The following is a 17,851-nucleotide window of genomic DNA, read 5'->3' as shown; positions in this document are numbered from 1 at the left end:
TATTAGGCATCTCAGTGAATACATATTAACTAACTTCATGCTTCATGCTTTCCACCAGAACAGAAGTTTATGCTACACTTTTTGTTTTTGGCTCATTTTTAGCGGCCTCAATTTTCTTATTATTTCTAAGCTCACGCTTCATTTTACGGTAATCCCAGGGAGCAACCGCATTCACATCCTGCCATAAACCTACTTTTCTATATTGTGCATTTTCCTGAATCTTCCCTAAAGAAGCATCTTTGGAATAAGAAAAATACCACCATCCCATTCCTGCTTTGATAAGCTCTTTGGAAAGGTATTTACCATCATCATAATAAACTCTTGCAATAGATCTCCCATAGCGGTCGGTCTTAGTTTCTACGAAGCTTACTGTTTTCCCAAATACCTGGGCAGAAGTGAACTGTTTAGCATTTTTCCCAAACGCTTGTCCACTTTCCGGACAATCAACTTCAGCCAGCCTGATTTTTTTCTGCTGATTGCCTTTTAACAGTAAAGTAATGGTATCTCCATCTGAAATTTTGATCACTTTTCCGGTAGTCTGTGAGAATAGAAATACAGGGAAAAGTACGTACAGCAGCATTAATCGTTTCATGGAGCAAATATAGGGATTAGTGGTTATTACAGATGAAAAAACCTCGCAAAATACGAGGTTTTTTTAATATTGAATTGAGTTATTTGATTTTTTTTCCCACCTCAAAGTCGGGAGACTTTGCGGAGCAGGGGGGAAAAAGAAAAGAGCCGGAAATTAGGAAGTTGACACTAACATAAAATCTTCTATTTCCCAATAATTATCATGCAATCTTAGTTCAAATACAGCATTTCTATGGAAATAATTTTTTATACGATGGTCAACAAAAACTAATGCTCTTCTTTTAGAAGGATCAAATACAATCTCTGAAAAATATACTACTCCTATCTCACATTCATTTGTATGTTTATCATACTCTGCCAGATCCAGGACTTTTGCGGTACACAAATTAAATTGATTTGCTTTTATAGAACTTCGTGTACTTAATTTTTTAATATCTGGACTATTAGAAAAGTCTTTAAAAGAATCCTTCGTTCTTTTTATGCGTCTTAAATAAACTTCGGTATTATCTGTCCCGAAATATGTATTTTTATTTTTAGTAGAATCTATATATAAATTGCAAAATTTTTCAGGATTATTAAAAATTTCGTTGTGCGCTTTTGTCTTCTCTTCGATATATAAATCATCATCATGAACTCTTAAACTATCAAAATATCTTTTTTCACCTAAATAATCTTCTCCAAAAAAAATAGGTATCAACTGATCTGTTAAGTCATTATATAGTTTTACATTAGTATCGGTAGATTGGCTTACACAACTTTTCATTTCCTCCTTACAATTCGTAATTAATAAAGAGGATAATAAAATCATAAATATTATAGTTTTAAAATTCATATTATTTAGGGATTTTGGGTTAATAACATCCTTTTGTTCGCAAATTATCTTTTGGTTTTTTATAAATATCTAAAATAGATGGCTTTTTTTCTGATTTTAAGTCCCTGATTTCACGTTGTTGCCTAAAATCTTTTGCAGCATTATTTTATTGATAAGTCTAACTGAAGTTTTTGCGGAGCGGGAAGATTTATTATTTTAACATATATTCATAGTATGTAGATCTAATAATATTTTCAGAATTATTAGGACCTATGATATTATAGTCTTTAGATATATATAGCTTACCTTCATAAACTACATATGGATGAGGTAAACCACTTGAAATTCTGTATTCTTTTTTTGTAAACAAATCAATCAATAAAGAATAATCTATCCAAGGACCAGTCTGTGCTACTTCCAACCTATATTTATCTTCCCCTTCTGAAACGATTAAGCTTCCATCATTCATACTTCTTTTACCATCTGAAATATCTTTCAAAACTTGTTGGAATCCTTTAGGAAGATCATTAAATAGTAATTCTCTATGATCCAATGCTTCTATACTCACTCCTCTTTTATAAAAAACAGAAAAACCAACGAATTTATAAAATAAAAAACCTACTATTCCCGTAAAAAAAATCAATAATATATAAATTATATTCTTTTTCATAATTATTTCTTTTTATTAGACTTTTTTATTTGATATACTCTTTTTTTTTACACCTTTTGATAATTAATAATCATTTCTAACAGGTGTATTAATTGTGATTAAATTAATATCACCATTTTTAAATTCAGGCATCCCAATCATAATATTAATTGCCTCAATTGCAACATTTCCTCCATGGCTATGACCAACTAACGTCAGAGGCTCATCTGAACTCATACCCTTTCTTACGTTTAATACTTTAGCAATTAATTGATGTGCTGCTACTGTACAAGCAGATGAGAGATTATCTCCCGACCATTCAAAATTAAAGTCATATTCTCTATTATTAAATGCTACGGTTGCAACACTTCTAATACTATTCTGATTTTTCCAGGTACCTTTATCAGACCATGTCCCATGTATAGCAAGAGTTTGCTTTCCATTTGGATCAACAAACTTAATTGGGTTTTCATATGTATAAATGTAAGGATTTAAATTTCCCCAATAAAAACTCCTTCATTATGCTGCCCATCACCATAAAACTGAGTCTCCATCACAGGATTATAGACTGCCAACGGATCCACTCCATACCAGATACTCGCTCTTGGGTTATAATATCTCTCCCCATAATAATACAGCCCTGTTTCTCTATCCAGTTCTTTTGCATTGAACTTATATGGATTATCATATACTCCTGTTCTCTGCTCCAGCATCGTCTCTCCGAATGGTAAATTTAAGGAAAACTGAGTACTCTGAGCACTGGAATAGGCAACATTGTAATCTTCCCCAAATGGCTATCTTTTGTCGGGCAATCTACTCCTGCAAGTCTGAGTTTTTTTGTTGATTGTTTTTTTTAGTAAATGGTATCTCTGTCTGAAATTTTGATCACTTTTCCGGTAGTCTGTGAGAATAGGAATACAGGGAAAAGTAAGTACGCCAACATTAATCGTTTCATGCGGCAAATATAGGGATTCGTGGTGCTTGTTAATGAAAAAACCTCGCGTTTTGAGAGGTTTTTATAATATTGAATTGAGTTATTTTGATTTTTTTTACCTCAAAGTCGGGAGACTTTGCAGAGCGGGAGCGATGCTAGCGTCATCATTAATCATTGTTAATTTAGAAATATCTCTAAATCAGCCTCAACTTCATTAATAACATATCTTAGTTTTTCATTTTTAATTTTATTAAATTCTTCTTTTATTAGCTTTTCATTTAACAGTTGTCCATAGATCCTAGCAATATCGCCTATACCATATATCGCTGTCCGGGCTATTCCAAAATCCTCACTAAGAATATATTTGATACAAATCTCTTCCAGTCATTCCTGATCATCTATTCCATTTATGGCTCCGATAATAATCTCTATAATATCTTTGTTATTATTCAACATTTTCACAGCCTCTGATTTATCTGCAAAATAATGATTTTTATATTCCATAATCAAATTCTTAAATTTTATCAGAATTTTTAACAACTATCTCTAAAGAACCTTTTGGTTTTAGTATTGAATCTCCAACAGAAACCTTCTCTATAAACCATTATACTATCTTTATTGCCATACACCAAGAATGATATATTGTGATTATCATAATTAATATACTTTTTGCTAATTATTGATTTTGTATCTCTATCTCTAATTTCATCTAAAAAACTGCCTTTGTCTTTTGACGAAAACATAAATTTATATAAAAAGACTAATGCAGTAACGATTAAAATCATTAATAAATCTTATTTCTAATCTAAAAAACTTCTTGCCTTCTCTTTTTTTGCCGATTGCTTTTTAACAGTAAAGTAATGGTATCTCTGTCTGAAATTTAGTAAAGACCTCTAAAATCATTCGAAAGACCTATTTCTTAACTTATCTAAATATAGATATAACTTATTATCTCTTCTAATAAAATCATAATAATAGTATCTTTTATTTATTATAAAACAATAATTCTCAGTTCCTATTGATAACCTAACTATAGAATCTTTTTCCCCTTTAATAGAAAAAAAATTAAAATTATGTTCATAATTTTCTTCTGTATCTATATATTTTTTTATTATTTCATTATTAAACTCTACCTTAACAGTATCTTTAATACCTGATCTAAATAAAAATTTATATTCATTATGGTCATATTTTTCTTTACTATTATAATTTAAAATGATCTCATTTGATCCGCATTCATTTTTTGTTATCATGGGAACTTTAGCAGATCTGCATGAAAAAAATAATAGAAAGAACATCAAAGAAAATATGATCTCTTTTTTCATTTTATTTATCTCCAAAATTAAATTTTTCAATTTTATCAGAATTTTTAATAACTATCTCTAAAGAACCTTTTGGTTTTAGTATTGAATCTCCAACAGAAATCTTATCCCACCAATCTCTATAAACCACTATACTATCTTTATTGCCATACACCAAGAATGATATATTGTGATTATCAGGATTAATATACTTTTTGCTAACTATTGATTTTATATTCTTATCTCTAATTTCATCTAAAAAACTGCCTTTGCTTTTTGACGAAAATGTAAATTTATATAAAAAGACTAATACAGCAACGATTAAAATTATTAATAAATTTTTATTTCTACTCATTTAAAAAACCAATTTTACATCCTTACAGAAACAATTTCTAACAGATTATATTTCAATACCATCACCAGTTAAATGGCATCGCAACGTATGTATTTTCAAAAATATTTAAGGGCAAAACTTCGGTTATTTTTAAGCAGGCTTCTCCACTCTTCACAATACAGACTTTCAGTAATTCTCCACGATGATGATAGCCATTTAAGATCAATGTCCGAATACCATCAGTATCTAAAATCCTGACAAATGCTTTATATTGATCTACTTTATCTGATAATTCCAGAAAGCTTAAATCAATATCCGCAAAAGATATATGTTCTTCTGTCACAATCTGAACAAATCGCTGACCAATATCATATGCTGTAAAGTTTTCAAACTTTTTATCAACAGTTATAAAATCTGATTCCAGGCAATCCAGATATACTTTTCGCTCTCCTGACAGGTAATTTCGGATATACAGCTTAGCTTCTGGTAAGATCTCAATATCATTTCTCCTGAACGCTCTTTTCCACTCATCAATTTTCACTAAAATATCTTCATCTGCATACTCCCACAAAAACGAATAAACTTTTTGATCAGGAAAAAAATTCCCCATTTGAATTTCATCTTCGCGATTATAAAACAACCAGAAACTTTCGTACTTCAATTCACTATGTTCAAAAAAACTTGACAGGTAATAAGCAGTGGTATCTCTATATTTCTTCATAAAAATTTAATGGAATTTTTTGGCAAACCCTTTTGACAGCAATAATTATACTTCCCAATAACCAATATGTATAGACATTGATGAATGGGTCTTCATAAAATCATCATATTCAAAAGAGTGAAAGTAAAAATCTTCAATATTGATCTCAATTTTATCAATCTTAATTTCCTGATGTAAAAAAAATGTGAGAAATTATTTTATAAAATCATTGATATTAATGTCAACACTCTCATCAGCATATAACCCACCATTTATCTGATTTTCAGAACAACCGCCTCCCCAAAACACTGATTTTTTTTCTATAAAATCAATAAAACTGTCTGTGATACGCTCTGACAGATTTTGAACTACAATTGTAAACTCAAATACATCCTTCATTATTATTTTGATTAGTATATAAAGTTGAAATATCAAAAGGAAACTTAATAGATCTGAGGTCCGAATTTCTTGTTTTCCTAAAAATAATATCTGAGCCAACGAATAATGATTCTGTATCTAATAAAAAAACATGATCATTTTTATTATTCTTTTCAAAGATCAGATTAATAATGTTCCAATCACTTTTAATCAATTTCTTTTTCGCTATTATATCTTGAATCTGTTGAGATGATATTTCATCTATTTTTACACAGTAATATATTTTTTCTCCATTATTAACATCTTTTTGAATACAATTAAAAATATACACATCATTTTCAAATAAAGTAACTGATGTTATAATATCATCATACCAGTCAAGTATATGTAGTTGAGTAATGATCACTTCGTATTTTATTTTTATCAATATTAGTGTTGCACAAAATTGATTTTAATGGTTTTAAAGACTTTTAAGAACAACTCTTTATTCTCTTCACTCAGATCAGTAACAATAATTGCCATTTTATTTTTGTGGATATCTACATTGTCGAAATGAATACCGATAGATCCTTTATTCGCTTTTTTCGGCAGCATAATCTGTGCTCTGTGTTTATTGATTGTATCATAGTAATAATAATTATCATTAAAAATACCATTTTTACTATCTGTTTCAGGATTTTTTGAGAAATAAGCTTTTAATTCTCTGCTTTTATATTTTTCATATAATTCTTTATCATCAGTAATGAAAAAAGAATTCTCTTCAAAAGCTTTATAATCACCATAACAAATATAACCTAGACACTTATCTCCGACATTTATACTAAACACTTGTGAATCTTCGACCGGTTCTTTCTTAATAACAAATGATTCAGGCAAACTAATTGACACATTATCAATTTCATGCTTAATAAATTTCTGATTTTTACAGCAGGAAGATAATATGATCAAAAGACAAACTAACAGCAAAAAATTATATTCAACTTTCACCTGTATATTTTTATATTTCATGATAATAAGATTCTGTTTCAATGAATTAAAAACTCTTTTTAATCTTTACCATTTCATCTATCAGTCCAGCTTTATATAAATCAATTTTAATTCCTTGAACAGAAGAAAAGTTATGAGATTTTGCATCAAAATAATAAGCGGCTTTTTCAAAAAATATATCTTTATTTTCTTCCAGATATTGATCAATTTGACATAATACTTCATCATCAATATAATCCTCTGGAGATTTAACGTAAAACCCCAAGTTAATGGAATCATTCTGAAATGCTTTTTCCAGTGCGGGAATGTAAATTTTATAAAATTCTTCTTTTTTCATTTTCTATTATTTTAAAAACACAGTATGATGAACATAAAGTTTCAAATTTCAAAATGAAAAACACAAGTAAAAAATGGTAAAAAAAATCAGCATTTTGGAAATAAGTTAAGTCTATGGTTATTAGTTCTGTAAAGGTAACAAAAAGTATTGATGAAAAATTAATCAAAAATTACCTTATAATTTATTTTTTTATTTAAAAAAGTATTGTACCTTTGCAACCGCAAAAACGAAGAAAAATCGTTTATAGGTGACCATCAATCGGGGCGTAGCGTAGTCCGGTCATCGCGCCTGGTTTGGGACCAGGAGGTCGCAGGTTCGAATCCTGCCGCCCCGACTGTTTTAGTAGTTTTATCAAAACTACTTAATGGGTGCGTAGCTCAGCTGGATAGAGCATCTGCCTTCTAAGCAGACGGTCAAAGGTTCGAATCCTTTCGCGCTCACAAAAAATGGCTCACAATACCCTGTGGGTCTTTTTATTTCAAATCAAAAGTATGATGCTTTTGAAATCGCAAAAACGAAGCAATTCGTTATAGATGATCATTAATCGGGGCGTAGCGTAGTCCGGTCATCGCGCCTGGTTTGGGACCAGGAGGTCGCAGGTTCGAATCCTGCCGCCCCGACTGTTTTAGTAGTTTTATCAAAACTACTTAATGGGTGCGTAGCTCAGCTGGATAGAGCATCTGCCTTCTAAGCAGACGGTCAAAGGTTCGAATCCTTTCGCGCTCACTTAAAGACTTACTAGAAATAGTAAGTCTTATTTGTTTTTTATTTTACTTTCAAAATCATTCCTACTGAAAATATTTGTCATAAAAATCAAATTGTCATAATTTTGCTTGACTCTATTCTAAATTCAATGAAAAAATTTACCTTCATTATCGCAAGCTGTCTTTTTGTTCTGACTACATCATGTCAGACAGCAACACCTGTGTCAAAAACTGTTATTCAGGATACTCCTTATCAAAATCTTGGACTTCATGGAAAGATATACGGTGCATTTTATCAGCAGCGAGCAGCAGAATATGAGGCATTATGTCTTCAGGCATATAATATTGCAAAACTTCGTTTAGATGAAGCCCTCGCAAAGAAATCAGATAAACCATTGGCGATTGTTTCAGATATTGATGAGACTTTTTTAGACAACTCCTATTATGCCGTTGAGCGTTCAAAAATGGGAAAAGGCTATGATCAGGCAACCTGGGAAGAATGGACAGCAAAAGGAGCAGCAACACCCCTTACCGGTTCTCAGCAGTTCTATCAGTATGCAGCAAGCAAAGGCATTCAAGTCTTTTATGTAACCAACCGAAAGGAACAAGAACGTGCAGGAACACTTAACAATTTGAAAAAATATAATTTTCCTCTTCAAAGTGAATCCAATCTTATCCTGCGATCCAAGGAAAGCAGTAAGGAAAATCGAAGAAAAGATATTGCAAAAAATTATAATATTGTTTTATTATTAGGTGACAACCTTGCTGATTTTTCCAGCCTGTTTGATAGCAAATCAGAAAACGAACGATCTGCAGCAGTAAAAAACACAGCAGATGAATTTGGTAAAAAATTCATCATTATTCCAAACGTTGGATACGGAGATTGGGAGTCCTCATTTTATCATTATAAATATGATTACACAGAACAGCAGAAAGATTCAATGATGTATGATGCTGTAAAAACCAATCCTTAAAAGTTTTTTTTCTCCAAAACTCATCTATCGGGATTGCTTTTTAAACAATTTGACAAAATTTGCTTTTTTGTCGAAAATGTTATATTTTTGCATTCATATTTCAGACAATGTCATCTCACACAGAACAAGATCAGCTTTCACAACAAATCCTGGAAACCGCTTCAGGGTTGTATCTGAAGTATGGTTTAAAGAAAGTGACAATGGATGATATTTCAAAAGCAGTTGGTAAAAGCAGAACTTCCATCTATTACTATTATAAAAACCGGGAGGAGGTTTTCCAGGCGGTTTTAGACAACCTGATCAAAGAAGTTATTTCTGAGATTGATTCCAAGATGAGGAAGAAACGTACTTTCGAAGGAAAGATCCACGAATTTTGTCTTTCCAAAGTAAAGACATCGGAAGAAAGATCTTCATTTTTCAGAGCGATAGAATCCGGAATGGATAATGAAGAAAAATCTAAACATATTACTGATGCCCATAACCGAATGATGGAAGCAGAAAGAAATCTTTTGCTTAATTTATTTTCGGCGAATATTAATAATGGTTCAATTTCTAAAGTTGCCATTGAAGAGCAGGAAACCATCATCTTTATTCTACAGAGTAGTATCAGGGGAATAAGGCGTGAGATGGGTCTAAAAAATAATTTCGAAAATTTAAACAGTACAGCAAAGACACTGACCTCTATGGTTATTAAGCATATCGGTTAAAAATTTTTTATTCAAATTTTGACAATTTTACATTATTTGTCAAAAAGTCTATTTAAAACAAATGAACAAATTAAGTAATATCAGTACATTCCGGGCTTTCAGAAGCACCAATTATACATTGTATTTTTTTGGGCGCTCTGTCTCTCAATTCGGGACATGGATGCAGCGTACCGCAGTGGTATGGGTGGTATACAGTATGACCCAGTCTGCATTTATGCTGGGGCTAACTATTTTTGCCGAGCAGTTCCCTTCGTTTTTATTTTCAGCATTCGGCGGGGTTGCTGCAGACCGGTATAACAGGTATAAAATTATACAGATCACTCAGATTTTATCTTTAATACAGGCATCTTTACTGGCTTTCCTTGTAATGACAGGGCATCAAAACATCTGGAGTTTCATTATACTCAGTATTTTTCTTGGTATTATCAATGCTTATGATATTCCGGCAAGGCAGGCCATGATTAATGAAGTGGTAACAGATGACGAAGATCTTCCAAGCGCTCTTTCACTGAGTGCAGCCATGGCAAGCATCGCCAAATTAGCAGGTCCTGCCCTTTCAGGAATCATTCTGCAAAAATTCGGAGCGGGAACCTGTTTTCTGATTAATGCAGCAAGCTTTGCAGCAGTAATGGGCTCAATTTCCATGATGAAAATAAAAATTATTCCTAAAAAATTAACGAAAAAGGGAACTTTTACAGAATTAGCTGAAGGTTTCAGGTATCTGAGAAAAGAACCTTCCATCAGTCTGGTCATTATTATGCTGAGTATTACAGGTTTATTGATCTTGCCCTATGATACTTTAATTCCTGTATATGCAAAAGAAATTTTTAAAGGTGATGCTAAAACATTCGGTTATATATCTAGTTTCATTGGGATTGGAGCTGTTCTTGGAACTGTATTTCTGGCTTCAATGAAGAAAGGAGCCTCCATGAGGAACATTCTTATCCTGAGTACAGCTATCCTGAGTATTGGATTAATCTGTTTTTCGTACGCCACCAATTTCTACTGGTCTATGTTTTTTGCGGCGCTAACCGGATTGGGAGGTGTTGCACAGTTTACCACCTGTAACATTATTGTGCAGTCTGAAGTGATTCCCGAAATGCGGTCAAGAGCAATCAGTATTTTGTTGACTGCCATATTCGGGATGCTGCCTGTGGGAAGTGTACTTATCGGATTTGTTTCAGAGAAAATAGGAGCTCCAAAAACTTTATTGATAGAAGGAATTGCAGGTGTTTTAATTGCCGTTGTCTTCAGACATTTATTGTTCAAAAAGAATAAGACCAAAGCTGTCAACAGCCAACTTTTAGAAGAATCAGAAGAACAATTTATAAATAAAGTATAACTAAAAATGGAAAACAAAAAAACAGCATTACTGGTGATGGATATGCAATCATCAATACTAAGCAATTTATCGGACACACAAGAATTGGTATCTAATGTCAAAGAGACTATCAAAAATGCAAGAAAGCATCAAATTCCGGTTATCTATATTACAGTAGGGTTCAGACAGGGAATGCCGGAAATAAGCGCCAGCAATAAAATATTTTCAGGATTAAAGCAACATATGGGAGATGTCAATATGAAAGAATGGGCAACTATTCATCCTGACCTTAGTCCCGATGAAAAAGATATCATAATTACAAAAAAAAGGATCAGCGCTTTTACTGGAAGTGATCTTGAGGTTGTCTTACGAGGACTGGATATTCAGCATCTGGTACTGACCGGAGTATCTACCAGCGGAGTTGTTTTATCGACTTTAAGGGAAGCTTCGGATAAAGATTACAGACTCACTGTGATTGAAGACTGCTGTAAAGACGGGGATGAAGAGGTACATAACCTCCTCATGAATAAAGTTTTCCCAAGACAGGCTGATGTTATTATGGCCAATGATTGGCTGCCATCAACAGAGAAAATATAAAACAGATTTTCTTGCATTCGTTTCATAACATTAAAATACCGTTTCACTTACTTATTTTGCAGCATCAGTTTAAATTTTGCTCAGAGAGGAACAATTACATCCTAATTTTACACCCTAAACTTAGCGAGAGGTCACTTAGTTAGCTTAATTAGCATTAAGGAAACATTGATTAACGATCAATAAAAATCTTTTTGTGCACTTTAATTCCCTGTAGCCTTTATGGCTCAATTATATACTTAATCATGTTTGGTAGGATTGGTTTGTTCCAATCCTATTTTTTGGCATTTATACAATAAAAAAACCGCTGTGGTTACAACGGTTTAATTTATTTTAAGAATATTATTTTAACTTATAAGAACTTCCGTTCCAAAGATAGGTCTTAGAAGAATGCTTTTTCTTCTCTCTGTCTTTTTCATCCACTTCCATATCTTCCACTTTAAAGATAAATGCATTGGAAATGCCTCCTTTATCATTGGGAAAAACAAATGATTCACTGTGATAAAAAGCTCCTGCGTCACCTACGTTCATCAACTGCGGAAGGACAATCAATTTTTTATCCTTAAAAAGAACGTATTGATCATAGCTTGCTATTCCACAGGCATCACCGGAAACCATTGCTTTCAGGGTTAACTCAACATTCTGCAGTTTGTGGCTGCTTTCTATATTGAAGGAAGCAGAATTTAGCTCTTCCCCTTTTCCTGTATCAAAATATACCTCATCAATGAGGATAGCTCCTTCCATTACTTTTATTCCGGCAATGTTCTTCTTTTCAATCTCATTGTATTCTTTATTCTTCCTGTCAATTGTTTTGGAAAGCCCAAAAAGGAAATCATACCCGTTTTTGTTACGGTATCCTACACTAAGATTACCACCCCAGACATATCCTTCCAGTGTATTTTCTCCTTTCTGATAAGAGATTTTGTACCAATTGGCAGCTCTTTCGCCCAACTTCAGGACAGTTTCTTCTTTTTTAAGAATTATCACCTGCTGATTGGTCTGCAATGAGTCTACAACCTGAGTATTCACTCCGGGATCCAGTCTTACACGAGTCCAATCTGTAAAAATCTTCTGTGTTTTATTTTCTTCAAAACCAAAGATACCATCTGCATATACTTCATTTTCCTGTGCTGAAAAAAATTGCAGCATCAGTATTAATAAAGCCGTCCATAAAGTTTTCATATTCGTATTTTGTTTTTGGTGTGTTATTTTTCAAGCAGAAGACTTACCCATTCTTCGCGCTGTAACTGCTTTTTCAGTTCAAGACCGCTTTCTTTACATACTTCAAGAATATCATCTACGTCAAAGAAACACAGTCCTGAAAGCAATAGTTTACCACCGTCATTCAATACCGAAACATAAGTCGGAATATCTGAAATCAGGATATTTCTGTTGATATTGGCTAAAATAACATCAAAATTCTCTTTTCCTAAGTTTTCAGCAGTTCCCTGTTCAATATCCAGTTCTACACTGTTTCTTACTGCATTTTCTTTTGAGTTTTCTACTGACCATTCGTCAATATCGATGGCTTTTGTATCTCCCGCTCCCTGCTGTTTTGCATAGATTGCCAATACAGAAGTTCCGCATCCCATATCCAACACCTTTTTACCATTGAAGTCGATGTCCATCATTTGCTGGATCATCAGGTGTGTGGTAGGGTGATGTCCTGTTCCGAAAGACATTTTAGGCTGAATAATAATTTCATGCATTCCAGGTACGGATTCATGGAACTCAGCTCGGATCAATACTTTATCATCAATATTGATTGGAGAGAAATTCTTTTCCCATTCTTCATTCCAGTTGATATTCGGCATTTCTTCGAAAGTGTATTCGATTTTTACATTTTCGTTTTCAAAAAGCGGAAGTGCTTTTAACTGCTCTTCATGAAACAATTCAGTCTGGATATATCCTAAAATTCCGTCAATTTCTTCTGTAAAGCTGTCAAAACCTATTTCTATAAGCTCTGCCATTAAAATCTCATTCCAAGGCTGCAATGGAGAAATTTTGAAATTGAATTCTAAATAATTTTGCATGTGATTAATTTGCTGCAAAAATACTAATGTTATTATTGTTAAAAAAATGATGGAGCAAGTTTTGGCTGAAACCAGGGATTTTTATGTTTTTTTTGAATGAATGTGGCAGGAAAGTTTATTTGTAACATTTTTTATCCCACGGATTTCACAGATGACACAGATTTTTTAGTGCGGAAGATTTTAAGTTTCGGCTAGAGCCATACAGAAAGTGTAAAAAGATAAAGCGGGCTCAAGCCCGCTCCTATTGAATCTTATTGTTCAGGACAGATTAACAGTTCTTTGCTGACAACCTTAAACCCTGAACGTTAAATTTTAAAATTCTTATGGATTTGTAGAGAAAATAGAACCGTTTGCGATCAACGCTCTTCTGTTCATTTTCAGAATATCTCTTACCCATTCTGCAAAGTCTTCCGGCTGTAATACTTTATCAGGATTTCCGTCTGTAAGTCCGCCCTGGATGCTCATATCTGAAGCAATGGTACTTGGAGTCAAAGTGATTACACGGATATTTTGTTTTCTCCACTCTGCCATCATCGATTGTGATAGAGATACAACCGCTGCTTTTGAAGCGGCGTATGCAGACATATTTGGTCCTCCTTTCAAACCAGCTGTAGATGCTACGTTGACGATATCCCCTTCTCCTTTAGCTTTCATAAATGGATGTGCAGCTTTAGAAGCATAGTACACTCCGAAAAGATTGGTTTTAATGACCTGTTCCCAAGTTTCAGAAGGCATTTCTTCAATTGTTCCGAAGTCTCCGATCCCAGCATTGTTGATCAGAATATCGATACCTCCCAATTGTTCTGCCAAAGATTCTATTCCAGCTTTTACCTGAATTTCATTGTCTACAGAAAAAACTGCGTATGCGGAATTTACTCCCAGTTTTTTGATTTCTTCAACCGTCATTTTCAGGTTTTCCTCGTTTCTTCCTGTAATGGCAACGTTTACTCCTTCATTGGCTAAAGCTAATGCTACAGCTTTCCCTAATCCTCTTCCACCACCTGTTACGATGGCATTTTTTCCGTTTATATTCATAGTAATGATACTTTTCTTACTACAAAGTTACAAAAGAACATTTTTACGAAGCGGTGAAATCGTGGATTTAATAGTTTTTTAATGGTTTGGGTGAGCAATTGAAACTTATAGTTTCTTAAACCACAAAAGTCACAAAAGTTTTTAAACACTTAAATCTTTTAAGCTATAAGCTTTAAGCATGAGAAGTACGTTTAAGTTTTAAAAATCTACGATTTTAATTTTATATAAACTTGTATGCAAAATCATTACACCTTAAAATATTCTAACCATTAATAATCTTTGTGACTTCCAAGAACCTCAACAAAAATAGAAGCCAGTCTTTTGGACCAGCTTCAAAATCTAAAAAAGGTATAGTAAAAAAAAATAAAATCTTAAGGAATCTGAATTGAATTCTGTACTTCAAACTCTTCTGAAGCCAAAAATTCATTTCCATACATGTCAACAGCTTTCACCTCAACTTTATGCTTTCCTAATGCTAATTTTTTAGGAAAATCGGCTTCCCAGATGTGCTTTGACATTTCAGGATTGGAAGGTCTTCTTCCCGGGAAAATTTTCTCTGTAGCATCCCATTTGAAAACTGAAAGGGCAAAATTCGGGTCTATGGTTTCATCGTATTCCATTTCTTCCCATTTTCCGCCATCTATTCTGTATTCTACCTTGTCTTTTTTGCTTCCCATGAAGAAATTAGCCAATACTTTTGCAGAGGTTCTTGATGAAGGAATCACTTTTGGAATATATAATTTGATCTGATAATCGTCTGGTTTTCCAGCTGTTTTGTATTTCACTTTATACTGATTGTCTGTAAAGCTGATGAATGAGTATCCTTTTGCTGTTCCATCTCTCATGGTAGAAGTAGGAAGTCCGGCATCATCCGGCGTTCCTGAGTACCAGTCGCCACAAGTCGTTCCAACGTTATATTCGTGGAGTTCTTTGATACCGTTCCAGCCTGCTTTTTTTCCATAGAAAATCTGCTGTTGAATATGGGTGTGCGCTGATAGAAGCAATACATTCTGGAAAGGATTTAAGAAATCAAATAATTTCTGACGGTCCGCATTTCTGAAGCTATCTTCATTGTTATGCTCTAACGGAATATGGAAAGATATCACAATCAGTTTATTCTTATCAACCAATTTCAGATCGTTTTCGATAAACTGAAGCTGATCTTCACGGAATCCACCCCAATATCCTTTGCCATCTCTCGGATCCGGATAAAGAATATCATCCAGAATAATGAAATGTACGTTACCATAGTTGAAAGAGTAATTGGCAGGACCAAAATTTGATTCAAATGTTTCATCGGAAAGATGATCTTCTTTAGCATCATAGTTCATGTCATGATTTCCCATCACATTATACCAAGGCAGCCCCACTTCTTTCATTACGTCTGCATAAGGTTTCTGAAGACTTAGATTATCGCCTACCAGATCCCCCAGACTGATTCCCAACACTGCATTTTTCTTCGTGTTTTTCACTTCATTTACGATTCCTCTTTTGAAGTAATCCAGTTCTTTTTCTGTGTAAGGCTGTGGATCACCGAAAACAAGGATGTCAAAGTTTTTATTTTCGTTTTGCTTATAAAGCGGGAAGTTCAGCTCTTTTGGAAGATCTCCTGTAGCAGCAACTCCTTTGTATTTGAAATCTGCCGGAGATCCTTTTGGTTTATGATGGTAATAGAACTGTGGAAGGTTGTTTGCGTTTAAAGCAGTTTGATATCCTGAAGGTTTGATGACAAAAATAGTCTGATCTTCCTGAACCGGAAGACTATATCGTCCGTTTTTATCGGTAAGAACTACCTGAACGCCATTAGAAACGGCTACACCTTCAATTCCTTTTTCGCGGTTTTCTTTCTTTTGATTTTTGCTGCTGTCTTCGTATACATATCCTGAAACAGAAGTTTGCGAGAATGCCATTGTTGAAACCAACAGGCATGGCACTAAAAATTTTATATTGATACTCATCATGTTTTACTCTTTAAATTATATTCAATTTTTAAATTCAGTTTATTATTTATTCCACCACATTTTCACATTGATATTGTCTCCTCCCATTGATTGTACGGCTGCATTATAATTATCGGTATTCATCACTTTTGTGGCTGTAGGATACATGAACCTTACAGGCATCTGCCCTCCGTTCTGAAGTCCTCCGTTATTGGGTAATACTGGCAGTTTTGTACGTCTGTACTCATACCATTGCTGATGGTCTACAAAAAACAGGGAGATGTATTTCTGAAGCATCAGTTTTTGCAAAGAACCGTCATAGGCTACATTGTTATTACTGAAATAATTGGCAGGAACTGTTGCTCCCCATTGTTCAATAATAGATTTCACTCCGGTTTCGTAGTAGGTTTGCTGATTTCCTGCGATAATTCCTTTGTTGACCAATTCTGCCAGGATAAACTGAACTTCAGAATAGGTCATGATGAGAATCTTTAATGGTGCTTTCGCCAGATTTTGGTTAAGATTAGAAGGTTGATAGTTGAAAGATGTTCCCAAAGCATATCCGGAAGGAGCTCCTTTATACCCAAGATCTTCTCCTGAACCTGCTTTAGCTTTCGTAAAAAACAGACTCATCCTTGGATCATTATTATCTTTCATAGCATTTACAAAAAACTCACCTGCTGATCTGTATGCCGTAAAATCCTGAGGACGGGCAATCGGCGGTAAGTATGGAGACACTCCTGAAAGCGGAAGTACTGCACTGTCTGTATTATTTTGAAAAACAGGATATTGTGAAGGATTGTTGATGATTTCCTGAATTCTTTCATGGACGTTTACTTCACCATTCCTGCTTAAAATTCTCGTTAATAATCTTAATGAAAGAGAGTTACAGAATTTCTTCCATCCTAAAATACCGGTCTGGCTGTTGTTATTGGCATTATAAAACAAATCTGTTTCTGCTAATGTCTGGTTTGCATTGAATAGTGAATTGGCCGTCTTCAGATCATTTAACAGCTGTATGTAGATATCTTTCTGCTTGTCATATTTTGGCTTTAAAATATTTTCTTCAATCTTCACTGCTTCAGATAAAGGCACATCACCGAAAGCATCGGTAAGATTGGAGGCAATCCAGGCATTCAGAACCATTGATATCGCCAGATAATTATTATTCTGTTCTTTGGCTGCGTATTTTCTAAGATCACTTACCTGCTTAAGCCATCGGTAGGAAGTATTCCAGTAACCGTTGCCACTTTTTTCGTCCATATAATATCTGCTGTAGGAGTTTCCTTCATTCGGAAAGTCTAAAGCAATTTGCATGATATCAAAAGTGAAATCATCAGCTCTGTTATAGCCATAACTTCCCATTTCATATTGAATAGGAGCAAGAAGACTTCCCACAGAAGGATCTTTTATTTTGCTTGTATCCGTATTGATTTCTTCAAATGTTCTGTCACAGGACTGAAGCATAAAAACAGAAGCAGCCAATGTCAGATTTATGATTATTTTTTTCATTTTTAAAAG

The 17,851-nt window shown here is 33.7% G+C and carries 20 protein-coding genes and 4 tRNA genes; 8 read left to right on the top strand and 16 right to left on the bottom strand.

Going from position 1 to position 17,851, the window contains the following annotated elements; genetic code table 11:
• Positions 1-67 precede the first annotated feature (67 nt).
• The 11 genes from AC57AW_RS07410 to AC57AW_RS07360 all read right to left on the bottom strand — a co-directional run bounded on the left by AC57AW_RS07410 (position 68) and on the right by AC57AW_RS07360 (position 7,022).
• Positions 68-592 carry a thermonuclease family protein gene (locus AC57AW_RS07410; RefSeq protein ID WP_496351376.1) on the bottom strand — a complete coding sequence of 175 codons (525 nt, stop codon included), beginning with the start codon at positions 590-592 and terminating at the stop codon, positions 68-70.
• 153 nt (positions 593-745) lie between these two features.
• Entirely contained in the window at positions 746-1,423 is a 678-nt protein-coding gene (locus AC57AW_RS07405) for a hypothetical protein (RefSeq protein ID WP_496351375.1), read from the bottom strand.
• Positions 1,424-1,613: 190 nt separating this feature from the next.
• Complete coding sequence (locus AC57AW_RS07400) at positions 1,614-2,072, bottom strand: hypothetical protein (protein WP_496351374.1); 459 nt, start codon at positions 2,070-2,072, stop codon at positions 1,614-1,616.
• Positions 2,073-2,135: 63 nt separating this feature from the next.
• On the bottom strand, positions 2,136-2,288 hold the full coding sequence (locus tag AC57AW_RS07395) for a hypothetical protein (RefSeq protein WP_496351373.1): 153 nt from the start codon (positions 2,286-2,288) through the stop codon (positions 2,136-2,138).
• A 254-nt stretch (positions 2,289-2,542) separates the two neighbouring features.
• On the bottom strand, positions 2,543-2,764 hold the full coding sequence (locus AC57AW_RS07390; RefSeq protein WP_496351372.1) for an RHS repeat-associated core domain-containing protein: 222 nt from the start codon (positions 2,762-2,764) through the stop codon (positions 2,543-2,545).
• 1,120 nt (positions 2,765-3,884) lie between these two features.
• Positions 3,885-4,310, bottom strand: coding sequence for a hypothetical protein (locus AC57AW_RS07385; protein ID WP_496351371.1), 426 nt, complete (start codon positions 4,308-4,310; stop codon positions 3,885-3,887).
• A 1-nt stretch (position 4,311) separates the two neighbouring features.
• Positions 4,312-4,641: a hypothetical protein gene (locus AC57AW_RS07380; protein ID WP_496351370.1), complete on the bottom strand. Its 330-nt coding sequence runs from the start codon at positions 4,639-4,641 to the stop codon at positions 4,312-4,314.
• Between the two features lie 61 nt (positions 4,642-4,702).
• The gene (locus tag AC57AW_RS07375; RefSeq protein ID WP_496351369.1) at positions 4,703-5,341 is read right to left on the bottom strand and encodes a hypothetical protein; all 639 of its coding nucleotides are present in this window, start codon (positions 5,339-5,341) and stop codon (positions 4,703-4,705) included.
• A 192-nt stretch (positions 5,342-5,533) separates the two neighbouring features.
• The gene (locus AC57AW_RS07370; protein ID WP_496351368.1) at positions 5,534-5,719 is read right to left on the bottom strand and encodes a hypothetical protein; all 186 of its coding nucleotides are present in this window, start codon (positions 5,717-5,719) and stop codon (positions 5,534-5,536) included.
• 408 nt (positions 5,720-6,127) lie between these two features.
• Complete coding sequence (locus AC57AW_RS07365; RefSeq protein WP_496351367.1) at positions 6,128-6,706, bottom strand: hypothetical protein; 579 nt, start codon at positions 6,704-6,706, stop codon at positions 6,128-6,130.
• A 25-nt stretch (positions 6,707-6,731) separates the two neighbouring features.
• The gene (locus AC57AW_RS07360; protein ID WP_496351366.1) at positions 6,732-7,022 is read right to left on the bottom strand and encodes a hypothetical protein; all 291 of its coding nucleotides are present in this window, start codon (positions 7,020-7,022) and stop codon (positions 6,732-6,734) included.
• A gap of 259 nt (positions 7,023-7,281) precedes the next feature.
• Between AC57AW_RS07360 and AC57AW_RS07355 the strand changes: the two genes are divergently transcribed.
• The 8 genes from AC57AW_RS07355 to AC57AW_RS07320 all read left to right on the top strand — a co-directional run bounded on the left by AC57AW_RS07355 (position 7,282) and on the right by AC57AW_RS07320 (position 11,325).
• A tRNA-Pro gene (locus AC57AW_RS07355) sits at positions 7,282-7,356 on the top strand.
• Positions 7,357-7,388: 32 nt separating this feature from the next.
• Positions 7,389-7,462 (top strand) — tRNA-Arg (locus tag AC57AW_RS07350).
• Between the two features lie 105 nt (positions 7,463-7,567).
• Positions 7,568-7,642, top strand: a tRNA-Pro gene (locus AC57AW_RS07345).
• 32 nt (positions 7,643-7,674) lie between these two features.
• Positions 7,675-7,748: transfer RNA gene (locus tag AC57AW_RS07340), tRNA-Arg, on the top strand.
• A gap of 127 nt (positions 7,749-7,875) precedes the next feature.
• Positions 7,876-8,700, top strand: a complete 825-nt coding sequence (locus AC57AW_RS07335; protein ID WP_496351365.1) for a 5'-nucleotidase, lipoprotein e(P4) family — start codon at positions 7,876-7,878, stop codon at positions 8,698-8,700.
• Positions 8,701-8,807: 107 nt separating this feature from the next.
• The gene (locus tag AC57AW_RS07330; RefSeq protein ID WP_318848935.1) at positions 8,808-9,407 is read left to right on the top strand and encodes a TetR/AcrR family transcriptional regulator; all 600 of its coding nucleotides are present in this window, start codon (positions 8,808-8,810) and stop codon (positions 9,405-9,407) included.
• Between the two features lie 61 nt (positions 9,408-9,468).
• On the top strand, positions 9,469-10,749 hold the full coding sequence (locus AC57AW_RS07325; protein WP_318848936.1) for an MFS transporter: 1,281 nt from the start codon (positions 9,469-9,471) through the stop codon (positions 10,747-10,749).
• A 6-nt stretch (positions 10,750-10,755) separates the two neighbouring features.
• A complete protein-coding gene (locus tag AC57AW_RS07320) occupies positions 10,756-11,325 on the top strand; it encodes a cysteine hydrolase family protein (RefSeq protein ID WP_496351364.1) in 570 nt (189 codons plus the stop codon).
• A gap of 339 nt (positions 11,326-11,664) precedes the next feature.
• Here AC57AW_RS07320 and AC57AW_RS07315 read toward each other — a convergent pair whose 3' ends face one another.
• The 5 genes from AC57AW_RS07315 to AC57AW_RS07295 all read right to left on the bottom strand — a co-directional run bounded on the left by AC57AW_RS07315 (position 11,665) and on the right by AC57AW_RS07295 (position 17,842).
• Positions 11,665-12,504: an SH3 domain-containing protein gene (locus tag AC57AW_RS07315; RefSeq protein ID WP_496351363.1), complete on the bottom strand. Its 840-nt coding sequence runs from the start codon at positions 12,502-12,504 to the stop codon at positions 11,665-11,667.
• 23 nt (positions 12,505-12,527) lie between these two features.
• A complete protein-coding gene (gene prmA / locus AC57AW_RS07310; RefSeq protein ID WP_496351362.1) occupies positions 12,528-13,355 on the bottom strand; it encodes a 50S ribosomal protein L11 methyltransferase in 828 nt (275 codons plus the stop codon).
• Between the two features lie 321 nt (positions 13,356-13,676).
• Positions 13,677-14,390, bottom strand: coding sequence for a 3-ketoacyl-ACP reductase (locus AC57AW_RS07305; RefSeq protein WP_318848940.1), 714 nt, complete (start codon positions 14,388-14,390; stop codon positions 13,677-13,679).
• 371 nt (positions 14,391-14,761) lie between these two features.
• Positions 14,762-16,351 (bottom strand): calcineurin-like phosphoesterase C-terminal domain-containing protein, encoded by a 1,590-nt coding sequence (locus tag AC57AW_RS07300; RefSeq protein WP_496351361.1) that lies wholly within the window; start codon positions 16,349-16,351, stop codon positions 14,762-14,764.
• Positions 16,352-16,393: 42 nt separating this feature from the next.
• Positions 16,394-17,842, bottom strand: a complete 1,449-nt coding sequence (locus AC57AW_RS07295) for a SusD/RagB family nutrient-binding outer membrane lipoprotein (RefSeq protein ID WP_496351360.1) — start codon at positions 17,840-17,842, stop codon at positions 16,394-16,396.
• Positions 17,843-17,851: the final 9 nt, after the last annotated feature.

This window comes from Chryseobacterium sp. BGA-UO-ETr-SB22 (genome assembly GCF_059567885.1).
Note: the sequence above shows the minus strand (reverse complement) of the source record. Positions and strands in the feature narration are given on the sequence as shown.

Bases quoted from the DNA above. Each gene is read 5' to 3' on its own strand.
- AC57AW_RS07410 (WP_496351376.1), bottom strand. From the start codon at position 592: ATGAAACGATTAATGCTGCTGTACGTACTTTTCCCTGTATTTCTATTC.
- AC57AW_RS07405 (WP_496351375.1), bottom strand. From the start codon at position 1,423: ATGAATTTTAAAACTATAATATTTATGATTTTATTATCCTCTTTATTA.
- AC57AW_RS07400 (WP_496351374.1), bottom strand. From the start codon at position 2,072: ATGAAAAAGAATATAATTTATATATTATTGATTTTTTTTACGGGAATA.
- AC57AW_RS07395 (WP_496351373.1), bottom strand. From the start codon at position 2,288: ATGAGTTCAGATGAGCCTCTGACGTTAGTTGGTCATAGCCATGGAGGA.
- AC57AW_RS07390 (WP_496351372.1), bottom strand. From the start codon at position 2,764: ATGCTGGAGCAGAGAACAGGAGTATATGATAATCCATATAAGTTCAAT.
- AC57AW_RS07385 (WP_496351371.1), bottom strand. From the start codon at position 4,310: ATGAAAAAAGAGATCATATTTTCTTTGATGTTCTTTCTATTATTTTTT.
- AC57AW_RS07380 (WP_496351370.1), bottom strand. From the start codon at position 4,641: ATGAGTAGAAATAAAAATTTATTAATAATTTTAATCGTTGCTGTATTA.
- AC57AW_RS07375 (WP_496351369.1), bottom strand. From the start codon at position 5,341: ATGAAGAAATATAGAGATACCACTGCTTATTACCTGTCAAGTTTTTTT.
- AC57AW_RS07370 (WP_496351368.1), bottom strand. From the start codon at position 5,719: ATGAAGGATGTATTTGAGTTTACAATTGTAGTTCAAAATCTGTCAGAG.
- AC57AW_RS07365 (WP_496351367.1), bottom strand. From the start codon at position 6,706: ATGAAATATAAAAATATACAGGTGAAAGTTGAATATAATTTTTTGCTG.
- AC57AW_RS07360 (WP_496351366.1), bottom strand. From the start codon at position 7,022: ATGAAAAAAGAAGAATTTTATAAAATTTACATTCCCGCACTGGAAAAA.
- AC57AW_RS07335 (WP_496351365.1), top strand. From the start codon at position 7,876: ATGAAAAAATTTACCTTCATTATCGCAAGCTGTCTTTTTGTTCTGACT.
- AC57AW_RS07330 (WP_318848935.1), top strand. From the start codon at position 8,808: ATGTCATCTCACACAGAACAAGATCAGCTTTCACAACAAATCCTGGAA.
- AC57AW_RS07325 (WP_318848936.1), top strand. From the start codon at position 9,469: ATGAACAAATTAAGTAATATCAGTACATTCCGGGCTTTCAGAAGCACC.
- AC57AW_RS07320 (WP_496351364.1), top strand. From the start codon at position 10,756: ATGGAAAACAAAAAAACAGCATTACTGGTGATGGATATGCAATCATCA.
- AC57AW_RS07315 (WP_496351363.1), bottom strand. From the start codon at position 12,504: ATGAAAACTTTATGGACGGCTTTATTAATACTGATGCTGCAATTTTTT.
- prmA (WP_496351362.1), bottom strand. From the start codon at position 13,355: ATGCAAAATTATTTAGAATTCAATTTCAAAATTTCTCCATTGCAGCCT.
- AC57AW_RS07305 (WP_318848940.1), bottom strand. From the start codon at position 14,390: ATGAATATAAACGGAAAAAATGCCATCGTAACAGGTGGTGGAAGAGGA.
- AC57AW_RS07300 (WP_496351361.1), bottom strand. From the start codon at position 16,351: ATGATGAGTATCAATATAAAATTTTTAGTGCCATGCCTGTTGGTTTCA.
- AC57AW_RS07295 (WP_496351360.1), bottom strand. From the start codon at position 17,842: ATGAAAAAAATAATCATAAATCTGACATTGGCTGCTTCTGTTTTTATG.